Raw genomic sequence first — 11,803 nt, 5'->3', positions numbered from 1 at the left:
TTTGTGTTTCCGTAAGGTGTGTAGGCGCAATGTTTGAATGGATTGCCGATCCAAATGCCTGGTTGGCGCTGGGCACGTTAACTATTCTCGAGATTGTTCTTGGGATAGACAATATAATCTTCCTCTCTTTGGTGGTCGCAAAATTACCCAAAGCACAACAGAACAAAGCCCGCCGTTTAGGTTTAGCGGGGGCAATGCTCATGCGTCTGGCACTGCTTGCCTCTATTGCCTGGGTTATTCGCCTAACTGAACCACTGTTTACTGTGGCCGGTCACGGTGTCTCTATGCGGGATCTGATTCTGCTGCTCGGGGGGCTATTCCTGATTTGGAAAGCCAGTAAAGAAATCCATGAAACCATTGAAGGCAGTGATACTGAGCACACCAGTAATGTCAGCTCTTTCTTCGCCGCTATTGTGCAAATCATGCTGCTCGACATTATCTTCAGCCTAGACTCGGTGATAACCGCCGTTGGGCTATCAGACCATCTGTTTATTATGATGGCTGCTGTCGTGATATCTGTAGGCGTGATGATGTTTGCTGCCAGGCCGATTGGGGAGTTTGTTAATCGTCATCCCTCAGTCAAAATGCTGGCATTGTCTTTCCTGATTTTGGTTGGCTTCACGTTGATGCTGGAAAGTTTCCAAATTCACATTCCAAAAGGTTACATTTATTTCGCCATGTTCTTCTCCATGGGCGTCGAAACCTTGAATCTCATGCGTGGGAAAAAAAATCAGTCCACCAAAAAATAGAGCAACATCATTCTCTCCGGGCGCGCATTGCCGTGCCCGTTTATCGCTTTTTACTGCACTTTCGCCTTGCGCTCTTCCCCCTGCCGCAGTGCTTCGTTATAGTCGGAATTGACTTATACCCAAATTATTGGCGTTGCACCGTCAGGTACGCAGGGTATGGCCTGATAATTTCAGACATTAAGGAAGGTCGGCAATGCAATATCATCGTATTCCCCACAGTTCATTAGAAGTAAGCCTGCTGGGTCTGGGCACCATGACTTTTGGTGAACAAAACAGTGAAGCCGATGCCCATGCTCAACTGGATTATGCCGTTGCAGCTGGTATTAACTTGATAGATACCGCAGAAATGTACCCCGTGCCGCCAAAACCAGAGACTCAAGGGCGAACCGAGCAATATATTGGTAGCTGGATCAAAGCGCGCGGAAACCGAGAAAAAATCATTTTAGCCAGCAAAGTCTCCGGGCCATCACGCGGGAGCGATCAACCGATTCGCCCGAATATGGCACTGGACCGGAAAAATATCCGCGCTGCGCTGGATGCTAGCCTTACACGCCTCAATACCGATTATCTTGATCTTTACCAGTTACATTGGCCACAGCGGGAAACCAACTGTTTTGGTAAGTTGAATTATCGCTACAGCGAGCAGACCGCCGTTGTCACATTGCTTGAGACACTGGAAGCCCTGAATGAACAGGTGCGGGCCGGTAAAATTCGCTATATCGGTGTCTCGAATGAAACACCTTGGGGTGTTATGCGTTATCTGCAATTAGCAGAAAAACATGACTTACCGCGTATCGTTTCAATTCAAAACCCATACAGTTTACTTAATCGCAGCTTCGAAATTGGCCTAGCTGAAATTAGTCAGCACGAAGGTGTTGAGTTGCTGGCTTATTCTAGTCTGGCATTTGGGACGTTGAGCGGGAAATATCTCAATGGCGCACAACCCGCTGGGGCGCGTAATACCTTATTTAGCCGCTTTACTCGCTATACCGGGCCACAAGCCCAATTAGCGGTAGCTGAATATGTTGCTCTCGCAAAACGTCACGGATTAGATCCGGCGCAAATGGCGCTGGCTTTCGTACGCCAACAACCCTTTGTTGCCAGCACCTTGTTGGGCGCGACGACTTTGGAACAACTGAAAAGTAACATTGATAGCCAAAATGTGGTGTTGAGTCAGGAAGTGTTGGATGGGCTGGAAGAGATTCATACTCGTTTTACTATTCCAGCCCCTTAATTCTACCCATGTTTAAAGAGCAAAAAGGCCGCTGCTGCGGCCTTTTTATTATCGAGTCATTCCGTCGCCTTACGGCGCAGTTGCCGCCACTGCCAGCCCCAGAGTAATGCTATCGCCAGAGCAAAGACCACGCCGAAACCAACACCCACAGCGATAACTGGCACACCCAGTTTCACCACAACCGAGAATAGCCCCAGCATCAACAACATCGCGGTGTTCTCACCCAAATTTTGCACGGCGATAGCATTACCTGCCCCGACACTCTGTTTGCCGCGTTCCTGCAATAAAGCATTAAGAGGAACAACAAAAAATCCGCCTAAAATCCCGATAATAATCAGCAGTAAATACGCCATCGGCATACTGTGTTGCAAGGCAAAAATAGCGACCACCACGCCAATCAACACACCCGCAGGTAAACAGCGTTTTACGGTTTTCAGTGTGACAAAGCGAGCTGCAGCACCGGCCCCCAGCACAATCCCAATAGCGACCATGGCATTTAACAGTGTGGGAGTGGCATTGTCGGTAATCCCCAGCGCAATCGGCACCCACAATACCAGCAGGAAACGTAGTGTTACCCCTGCCCCCCAAAACAGGCTAGTTCCCGCCAATGAAAAACGGGTTTCGCCATCACGCCACAAAATTCGGCAAGCGGCAAAAAAACTGCTGGTCATTGCCTTTGGCCGCCATGAACTCCCCGAACGCGCAGCCGCTAACCGCGGAATAAACATATTGGCAACCACGGCGATGGCATAAACCAGCGCACAAACACCCAAAGCCACCACCAGATGCCAATCGGCCAGCACACCTCCGGCGACCGAACCCAGTAAGATGGCGGCAATAGTTGAAGCTTCCATCATGCCGTTGGCTTTCACCAATTGCTCACCAGAGGTGATTTCGCCCAAAATGCCATATTTAGCCGGTGAATAGGCCGCAGCGCCCACGCCCACTAGGCTATATCCCAGAAATGGGTTGAAGCCAAAGCAAATAACCAGTGCGCCAGCCAGCTTCAGGCCGTTCGCCACCATCATGACTCGCCCTTTGGCAAAGCTATCGGCAAATTGCCCGACAAAAGGTGCCAGAATGATATAGGTCGCGACAAAAGCCATTTGTAAAATTGGCTGACTCCAATCGGGATATAGCTGCTGTTTAATTAATGCCAATGTGGCAAAAAGTAGCGCATTGTCGCCAAAAGCGGAGAAAAACTGCGCGCAAAGTACGGCAATCATTCCTCGGGATAGTAGTGGTTTCTCTGCTAATGCTTGCTGACTCATACACTCATCTCCGGGTCTTCAGCCATTTTACTTAACGTCACAAAGTCAGGTTTACCGCTCCCCAGCAGAGGTAAGGCTTTCACGAAGCGAATATCACGTGGCACGTACAGCTCCGGCACACCATTTTCCCGCGCGGTTTTGCTCAATTTTTCGCGGGTTATCTCGCTGTCCGTGGTAAACAGCACCAAGGCTTCGCCTTTGGCACTATCTGCTTTCGTGGCTGCCGCATGTTGTCCCTCAGGGGAGAGGCGTAGCGCCAACTGCTCGACACTCTCCAGTGAGACCATCTCTCCAGCCAATTTAGCAAAGCGTTTCATTCGGCCACGGATGGCGCAGAACCCTTGTTCATCAATGGCAACAATGTCTCCAGTATCGTACCAACCCGCTTCCTGCTCACCCTGAGCATTTTCAGCCGAGGGTTGTTCCAGCACACCGGGATTCTCTACTCGGAGGTAGCCGCGCATGATATTGGGGCCACGCAGTTGCAGCCGCCCAGCATCTTCGATGCCCGGGACCTGAATCAGCCGGGACTCCATACTCGGCAAAATACGGCCAACAGTATTCACTTTGGCTGCCATTGGCACGTTAATCGCCACCACCGGTGCACATTCCGTCACACCGTACCCTTCCAGAATACGAATACCAAATTTGTCCTGCCAAATCTGTTTGGTGCTATCAGCTAACTTCTCGGCTCCGGCGACCACATAGCGCAAGCGAGCAAAATCATAAGGATGGGCGAAACGAGCATAGTTACCCAAGAAGGTTGACGTCCCAAATAATACGGTGCAGTTACGGTCATACACCAGTTCAGGCACCACCCGATAATGCAGCGGGCTGGGGTAAAGAAATACACGGCTGCCAGTCATCAAGGGGGTGAATAACCCAACCGTCAGACCAAAAGCATGAAACAGTGGCAAAGAGGACATAAAGCGGTCACGCGGTGTGAAATCTGCAATGGTGCGGATCTGTTCGACATTCGCCAATAAGCTAGCGTGTGAGTGCACCACCCCTTTAGGATGACCTTCTGAACCTGAGGTAAACAAAATCAAGGCACTGTCATCAGCCTGCTGTGGCACCATTGCTCGGCGTGGGAAACATAAATGGAATAAAATCCACAACTTATCCGCAAGCGTGACAGTATCTTTCAAATCTTCCAGATAGACCCAGTTGGCTTGTGTCACCTGTTCCGGCAAATGTGTTAATTTGCCTTTTTCCAGAAACTGACGTGAGGTGACAATGGTCTTCAATGACGCTGCGGTGATAGCACTGCTCAGACCTTTGGCACCCGCGGTGTAGTTAAGAAGTGCTGGAATACGTCCGCGCACGGAAGCACCAAAAATCGCAGCCGCCGTGATAGTCGCATTCGGTAACAGCATGCCGACATGCTCCCCCGGTACAGTGAAACGTTGCAGGATACGACTGACACCGAGGATTTTCTTCAGCAGAGTTTGATAACTATCTTCTTTAAATGAAATATCTTCGATGCAAGGTTTAAAGCGCCCGTAGCGGGTTTGAGCTGATAATAGTGCTTCAAACAAGGTTTCTTTTGGCTGAACCGTCATCCGCGCCGCCATCATAATGGCATGTAAGCGCTCACCCGCAAGCACCCGGCGATCACGAGCGCGTGGGGCCTGTGGCATAGGCAATGTCGTGGCCGGCAAGACATGAATACTGATTTTCGGGAACCAGCGGACTTTTAACACATCGCCGAGCCGCCCAAAATGAGTAAACTCAGGGCCTTCTAAGCGGACTGGAACAACTGTAGCCCCTGATTTAGCAGCAACAAATGCAGCACCGTCGTAGATTTTCATTAAAGAACCAGTGACAGTGATGCGCCCTTCAGGAAAGATAACCACCGGCCTCCCCTGCTCTACCAATCTAACCAAGTGTTTGATTGCCATGGGCTTGGTTGGGTCAAGCGCAACAAAATCCACATAAGGTTTCAACCAGCGCATATACCAACTTTCCGTAATACTGGAATAAACGGCGAACACAGGCTTGATTGGCAGAAACAGGGCTAATAAAGCACCATCAAGGAAAGAGACATGATTCGGTGTAATAATCAGCTTTTGATGTGAGAACTGGTCAGTGACACCCTCAATGGTGACACGAAATAACCCACGAAAAAGAGCACGCAGTGCGCGATAACCCATGTCTATTTCCCTATAAGTCAATGAACAATGATTAAGAAAGGTGCAAACAGGATACTATAATTCTGGCGGGTTTTTATCTAAGAGCACACTGATAATCGGGGGGAAAAGAACAAATAAAAAAAAACCTACGCATCTGCGTAGGTCGGTGCAAATAAAAAACTGGCTTTTAACACACAGCGTATGTTGATTACTCACCAATTAATACCTCTGGGACCACTACTGTATCCGTTTCTGTGAAACCACAGCCAGCACGTAATCGCAACATTTGCGTGCAAAGTGTAACCAGTAGTGAACATTGTCAGAAAGACGAAAAGGTTTGTAATTCATTACGGTACATACCTCAGCCAATTAACACAGCGCGACTTCCACTAAACAACTCATGGCATTCGGGCCTTGGGTCAAACGTGATGTACCAATATCCAATGTCAAAACATTGGGATTACCAGATTGCTCCACTTTATGCTGTTTAGCGCCAAAACCGGGATCAAACCATGCCCCTGTGGCCATCAACACCACACCCCGCGTCACGCCATCGGTGATACGCACGCCCGCCAGACAATGACCACGTAAATTGCTGACTTTCACCTCGCAGCCCTCAGAAATGTCACGCTGCGCAGCATCTTGTGGATGCATATAGAGTGTTTCTCGCCCCGCCGTTTTGTTCCCCTGTGCCAAAGGAGCGGGATCAAGCTGGCTGTGCAAGCGATCCTCCGGCTGGATAGAGATCAAATGTAACGGCCACTGCTCCGTCAGTGATGATCCTAGCCACTCGACTGGCGGCTTCCATTGCGCGTGTGGGGCAAAATCCTCATATTGGTAACTGGCTATCTTTTCACTGAATAGTTCAATCTTGCCACTGGGCGTTTGCAACGGATGGGCCTGAGGATCGTTACGGAAGGCATCAAAGAAAACAAACTCCTTCTGTGGGGCGGGTAAATCCACATGGCCACGTTGCCAGAAGGTGTCAAAGTCAGGCCACTCAACCCCGTGAGGTTGCTGTGCCACACCACACTCCTGATAAATATGCCGGATCCATGCCATCTCATCGCGGTTTTCAGTGAATGTATCGCGATACCCTAAACGTTCAGCCAAGTCAGCAAAAATATCAAAATCGTTTCGCGCCTGATGCTGCGGAGCAATTGCCTGATGCATCGCCAAGACATAGCGATCCCTTGACGAACCACCAATATCATTTCGCTCCAGTGAACTGGTCACTGGTAGCACGATATCTGCCATTTTCGCAGCCGGTGTCCACCAAATATCCTGCACAATCACGGTATCCGGCTTTTGCCATCCCTCCACCAGCCGGTTCAATTGCTGATGATGATGGAAGGGATTACCGCCTGCCCAATGCACCAAATGAATATCTGGGTAAGTATGGGTTTCGCCCTGAAACTGATAAGGCTGCCCCGGTTGGAGCAACATGTCACAAATTCGCGCCACCGGAATCGCCAACCCTGCTGGGTTTTTCCCTGTGGACATACTTGGCCCCGGCGTGTCTATCCGTGGATTGCCGACACCATTCATTGAGCCGTGCCCAAAGGAGAAGCCACCACCCGGTAGCCCCACTTGCCCTAACATGGCCGATAAGGCAATCACCATCCAGTAAGGTTGCTCACCACGATGTGCGCGCTGGACAGAATAAGAGCAAGTCATAAAGCTGCGTACACCGATAAGCTGCTGCGCCAAGAGGGCGATTCTTGCTGCCGGAATACCAGTAATATCGCTGGCCCATTCCGGTGTTTTGGCGATCCCGTCATCCGCTCCGCGAATATAATCAGCTAATTGCTCATAGCCCACACAATGGGTTGCCAGGAAAGCCTCATCCTGCGCCTCAACACGCTGTATCTCATAAGCCAACGCCAGCATCAGCGCAACATCCGTATTTGGGCGAATAGGTATCCATTCCGCATTTACAAAGGCTGGGCAGTCATCCCGCATCGGGCTGATGTTAATGACCGGCGTCCCCTTTTGTGCCAGCTTCTCCAGCCATGGCTTTAATGAATGCTCCGCCGAACCGCCAGAGGAAACTTGAGCATTTTTCAGTGCCAATCCACCAAAAGCGATAAACAATTCGCAATGTTCAACCACACTTGGCCAAGAGGTCACTCTGCCGGTCAGCGGGCTAAACGTCCCTATGACATAGGGCAAGAAAAATTGTGCCGCCCCCCAGCTATAGTTACCCAGTTGATCAACACCCCCACCACCACTGAAATAAAAACGCCGGACTAATGAACGTGCGTGATGTAAGCGCCCCGCAGAAGACCAACCATAAGACCCGGTAAACAACCCTGAAGCACCGTATTTATCTCTGACTCGGCGATTCTCTTCAGCCACCAAGTCCAGCGCCACATCCCAGTCCACTTCAATAAAATCTTCCCGCCCACGCAGAGTACGATCACTCTTTTCTCGCTGCTGTAACCATGAGCGGCGAACGGCGGGTTTACGGATACGCTTGTCGGAATAGACCATTGGCGTAATAGAATCCAATAAGGGCGACGGATTGGAATCACCAACAAAAGGTTCGCAGCGGATAAGTTTGCCATCTTCAACTACAGCGGTATAAGCGCCCCAGTGGGCAAGCTGGGGGTAACGGGTAATGGACATGGCTATCTCTGGCAATTAAATAGGCCGTAAAAATAGCATTCCCCTAAGGGGAAGGCCAAAGCACAATTTTGTCTAAAGTGTGCCGCTTTGTACTAAAGCGCGCGCAACCTCATCTGGTGTCTACCGGTAATTCTCCTAATTTCATGTTCTTTGATTTTTTCTCATCAAGTTGCGATCATCCCCCCTTGCGGACCGCCCTGTTTTCCGCAAAACTGAGTGATGTAAGCGATTACCCTAAAAATCTCTGGAAGAAAAATGGCCACTATTAAGGATGTTGCCAAGCTGGCGGGTGTTTCCGTCGCAACGGTATCTCGTGTTATCAATAACTCGCCCAAGGCCAGTGAGGCATCACGAACAGCGGTGTGCAGTGCCATGGAACAACTGCAATATCACCCGAATGCCAATGCACGGGCGCTAGCGCAAAAATCTACAGAAACCGTGGGGATGATTGTTTCTGATGTTTCCGATCCTTTCTTTGGTTCGATGGTTAAAGCCGTAGAGCAAGTGGCCTATGCGACCGGTAATTTTCTATTGATTGGTAACGGTTACCATGATGCTGAAAAAGAGCGCCAAGCGATTGAGCAGCTGATTCGTCATCGCTGTGCCGCTTTAGTGGTGCACGCCAAAAAATTATCAGATGAGGAATTGACGTCATTAATGGAACAGATCCCCGGTATGGTGTTGATTAACCGCACTTTACCCGGTTTTGAAACCCGCTGTGTCGCGCTTGATGATCGCTATGGCGCCTGGTTAGCCACGCGTCATCTGATCCAGCAGGGGCACAAACGGATCGCAATCATTTGCTCCAATCATGAAATTTCGGACGCCGCTGATCGTCTCCAAGGTTATCTGGATGCATTGAAAGAATTTGGTATTCCGGTTGACGACCGCTTAGTCTCCTACGGCTCACCTGATGAAATCGGTGGCGAGCAAGCCATGACTGACCTACTTGGGCGTGGCAAGCATTTCACCGCAGTCACCTGTTATAACGATCCTATGGCGGCCGGAGCTTTGTCGGTACTCAGTGATAACAGCATCGAAGTGCCGCAAGAGATTTCATTGATCGGTTTTGACGATGTTTTGATCTCGCGGTATCTGCGCCCACGGCTGACAACCATCCGCTACCCAGTGGTGGCAATGGCGACACAAGCGGCAGAATTGGCACTAGCACTGGCCAATAACACTCCCCTGCCAGAAATCACCAATATGTTCAGCCCTACACTGGTTCGCCGTCATTCCGTCGCCAGCCCGCAAATGGTGGCAGATGACTAACATCGGCGAATAACAAAGAGCAACAACCTTCCTCCCGCGCTATGCTAAACTGCCGCTATATCCGGCAGTTACGCACAAGATTCGCCCCCAGCCAGAGGTCTACAATTGATGATTACCATGTTGGATGTCTCTTTGCGCGCAGGTGTTTCCAAGGCCACGGTTTCCCGCGTGCTCAATGGTACCGGGCAGGTCAAAGAGAGCACCCGTGAAGCCGTGTTTAAAGCAATGGATGAGTTAGGTTATCGCCCTAATTTTCTGGCGCAATCACTGGCAAACAAAAGCTCCAATAGCATAGGGTTGGTCGTTTCCAACTTTGAAGGCCCCTATTTTGGTCGCCTACTTCATCAGGCAGCCAAACTGGTTGAAGCCAGTGGCAAGCATCTGATTGTAACTGACGGTCACGATACACCAGAGGGTGAGCAACAAGCCGTTCAGTTACTGGCCGACCGCCGCTGCGACGCCATTATTCTTTATACCCGCTCAATGTCTGAGGTGGATTTAATGCAGTTGCTTGCCAACGTATCCACTCCGTTGATGGTGATTAACCGCGATTTACCACAAGCGCGGGAGCACTGTGTGTTCTTCGAACAACAGCAAGCAGCATTTAATGCCGTTAACTATTTGATTGAACAAGGGCATCGTGACATTGGTTGCATCACTGGGCCTATCACCACAGCCACCGCACAATCGCGCCTTGCCGGTTATCAACAAGCACTGGCCAAACACGGGATTCCGCTCAAAGATGAATTAATTATTCATGGTGATAGCGGTGTACCCGACGGATACAAAGGTTGTCAGGCATTATTAGCCCGTAATCTCACGTTCAGCGCCCTATTTATTTATAATGATGATATGACGATTGGGGCGATGAAAGCCCTCATTCAGGCGGGGAAAAAGTTGCCGGAGGAAGTTTCACTGTTTGGTTTTGATGATGAGCCCACCGCACCTTATTTACAACCTGCACTATCAACCGTTTATCTCCCCATTGATGCCATGATTGAAGCAGCGGTTACTCAGGCATTACGGCTGATTGCGGGGAAAAAAGTGCAGCCTCTCTCTCCCTTTACTGGTGAGTTGAAACTGCGGGAATCGGTAGTGCCAGGGCCTTATTACCGCTGAGGTAATAAGGCCCAATAGAATTAAAATTGTTCTAATGCCATCAGTTCTTCGATGGTTTGGCGGCGGCGGATTAAACGTGGTTGCCCTTGCTCAAACAGCACCTCCGGCAATAAAGGGCGGCTGTTGTAGTTAGACGACATTGATGCGCCATAGGCCCCAGTGTCGTGGAATACTAAATAATCGCCAATTTTAGCGGCCGGTAACGCACGGGTTTCCAATCCACCACCCGCTTCTTGTGTGAACACATCGCCTGACTCGCACAGTGGGCCAGCAACCACCGTATCAATTAATGGCTCTGTCACAAGTGAGCGCCCATCCGCAGGCAGCAACGAAATATGGTGATAGCTACCGTACATGGCCGGGCGCATCAAATCGTTAAAACCCGCATCAACTAAAACATAGTGTCGACGGCCCATATTTTTCACCGCCCGCACCTGCGCGATTAATACCCCGGACTCGGCAACCAAGAAACGGCCTGGTTCAATTTCAAGACTGACCGGATGTCCCAAATGCGCAGCAATTTTTTCTCTGACGCTATTCCATAAGCCATAGTAATGCTCAGTATCGATCTCATCATCCCCTGTTTGGTAAGGGATTGATAAGCCTCCACCCGCAGAGATAGCACTGATATCCTGCCCAAGATCAATAACCTGCTGCACCATGGCATCACAGACTTGTTCCAGATGCTGATAATCAACACCAGAACCAATATGCATGTGAATACCCACCAGCGTTAAGCCATATTGCTCAATTTTCTCAATGGCGTGAGGTAAATCTTCATACCAGATACCGTGCTTGCTGTTTTCGCCACCAGTATTGGTTTTCTGGCTGTGCCCATGACCAAAGCCCGGATTGACACGCAACCAAACCGGATGGCCGGGCGCATGTTGCCCCAGTTGATCCAGCATGTCGATGGAACCCGCATTCACCGGAATATTTAATTCTGTCACCCGCAACAATGTCGCTTGATCGAGTAGATCCGCCGTGAAGACAATCTCAGCGGGTTCCAAACCCGGTTGGAAGCCAGCCTGTAATGCGCGTTCAATTTCACCCAACGAGACTGAGTCAACTTTAACCCCTTGGCTGCGCATCAAACGCAGAATATGAATATTCGAGCACGCTTTTTGCGCAAAACGAATAACATCAAAACTGCGTAATTGATTGATTTTATGAGTAATGATATCACCATCATAGGCCCATACCGGGCAGCCAAAACGCTCTGGCAAGGCAATTAAATTTTGGGCAGTCAGTGCCGAAGAAGTATCGTTAAGTGCACGTGGCATAAGGCTTTCCTGATAATGAGTCATTAATTTGTTGGGCGAAAAACAGGATTTCACTGATGCACCATTATTAACAATGAAGCAAGCGTTAGGAAAATATCTATTTACCCAGAGTCTA

8 protein-coding genes are annotated in these 11,803 nt (G+C 49.8%); 4 read left to right on the top strand and 4 right to left on the bottom strand.

Annotation, left to right across the window (positions count from 1 at the left end; translation table 11 throughout):
- Positions 1-29 precede the first annotated feature (29 nt).
- Both ACIOG0_RS04530 and ACIOG0_RS04525 read left to right on the top strand, forming a co-directional pair.
- Positions 30-749, top strand: coding sequence for a TerC family protein (locus ACIOG0_RS04530; protein WP_050098081.1), 720 nt, complete (start codon positions 30-32; stop codon positions 747-749).
- 193 nt (positions 750-942) lie between these two features.
- Positions 943-1,983 carry an NADP(H)-dependent aldo-keto reductase gene (locus ACIOG0_RS04525; RefSeq protein ID WP_050098080.1) on the top strand — a complete coding sequence of 347 codons (1,041 nt, stop codon included), beginning with the start codon at positions 943-945 and terminating at the stop codon, positions 1,981-1,983.
- A 56-nt stretch (positions 1,984-2,039) separates the two neighbouring features.
- Here ACIOG0_RS04525 and lplT read toward each other — a convergent pair whose 3' ends face one another.
- The 3 genes from lplT to ACIOG0_RS04510 all read right to left on the bottom strand — a co-directional run bounded on the left by lplT (position 2,040) and on the right by ACIOG0_RS04510 (position 8,014).
- Positions 2,040-3,254, bottom strand: a complete 1,215-nt coding sequence (gene lplT, locus ACIOG0_RS04520) for a lysophospholipid transporter LplT (protein WP_050296104.1) — start codon at positions 3,252-3,254, stop codon at positions 2,040-2,042.
- On the bottom strand, positions 3,251-5,407 hold the full coding sequence (gene aas, locus ACIOG0_RS04515; protein WP_050098078.1) for a bifunctional acyl-ACP--phospholipid O-acyltransferase/long-chain-fatty-acid--ACP ligase: 2,157 nt from the start codon (positions 5,405-5,407) through the stop codon (positions 3,251-3,253). The genes lplT and aas overlap by 4 nt, the downstream gene beginning before the upstream one ends.
- Before the next feature lie 348 nt (positions 5,408-5,755).
- On the bottom strand, positions 5,756-8,014 hold the full coding sequence (locus tag ACIOG0_RS04510) for a molybdopterin guanine dinucleotide-containing S/N-oxide reductase (RefSeq protein WP_050140278.1): 2,259 nt from the start codon (positions 8,012-8,014) through the stop codon (positions 5,756-5,758).
- 255 nt (positions 8,015-8,269) lie between these two features.
- Here ACIOG0_RS04510 and galR point away from each other — a divergent pair, with 255 nt between their 5' ends.
- Together galR and ACIOG0_RS04500 are read left to right on the top strand one after the other, a co-directional pair.
- On the top strand, positions 8,270-9,286 hold the full coding sequence (gene galR, locus ACIOG0_RS04505; RefSeq protein WP_050098076.1) for an HTH-type transcriptional regulator GalR: 1,017 nt from the start codon (positions 8,270-8,272) through the stop codon (positions 9,284-9,286).
- 108 nt (positions 9,287-9,394) lie between these two features.
- On the top strand, positions 9,395-10,405 hold the full coding sequence (locus ACIOG0_RS04500) for a LacI family DNA-binding transcriptional regulator (protein ID WP_050098075.1): 1,011 nt from the start codon (positions 9,395-9,397) through the stop codon (positions 10,403-10,405).
- Positions 10,406-10,425: 20 nt separating this feature from the next.
- On the opposite strand, the gene lysA is transcribed toward ACIOG0_RS04500, so the two are convergent.
- On the bottom strand, positions 10,426-11,688 hold the full coding sequence (lysA, locus tag ACIOG0_RS04495; RefSeq protein WP_128451567.1) for a diaminopimelate decarboxylase: 1,263 nt from the start codon (positions 11,686-11,688) through the stop codon (positions 10,426-10,428).
- Between the last annotated feature and the right edge of the window lie 115 nt (positions 11,689-11,803).

It is taken from the genome of Yersinia vastinensis (assembly GCF_044905075.1).
GTDB classification, from domain to species: Bacteria; Pseudomonadota; Gammaproteobacteria; order Enterobacterales; family Enterobacteriaceae; genus Yersinia; species Yersinia vastinensis.
The sequence above is the reverse complement of the archived record's forward strand: the minus strand, read 5'-3'. Positions and strand labels throughout refer to the sequence as shown.

Bases quoted from the DNA above. Each gene is read 5' to 3' on its own strand.
- lysA (WP_128451567.1), bottom strand. From the start codon at position 11,688: ATGCCACGTGCACTTAACGATACTTCTTCGGCACTGACTGCCCAAAAT.
- lplT (WP_050296104.1), bottom strand. From the start codon at position 3,254: ATGAGTCAGCAAGCATTAGCAGAGAAACCACTACTATCCCGAGGAATG.
- aas (WP_050098078.1), bottom strand. From the start codon at position 5,407: ATGGGTTATCGCGCACTGCGTGCTCTTTTTCGTGGGTTATTTCGTGTC.
- ACIOG0_RS04525 (WP_050098080.1), top strand. From the start codon at position 943: ATGCAATATCATCGTATTCCCCACAGTTCATTAGAAGTAAGCCTGCTG.
- ACIOG0_RS04500 (WP_050098075.1), top strand. From the start codon at position 9,395: ATGATTACCATGTTGGATGTCTCTTTGCGCGCAGGTGTTTCCAAGGCC.
- ACIOG0_RS04510 (WP_050140278.1), bottom strand. From the start codon at position 8,014: ATGTCCATTACCCGTTACCCCCAGCTTGCCCACTGGGGCGCTTATACC.
- ACIOG0_RS04530 (WP_050098081.1), top strand. From the start codon at position 30: ATGTTTGAATGGATTGCCGATCCAAATGCCTGGTTGGCGCTGGGCACG.
- galR (WP_050098076.1), top strand. From the start codon at position 8,270: ATGGCCACTATTAAGGATGTTGCCAAGCTGGCGGGTGTTTCCGTCGCA.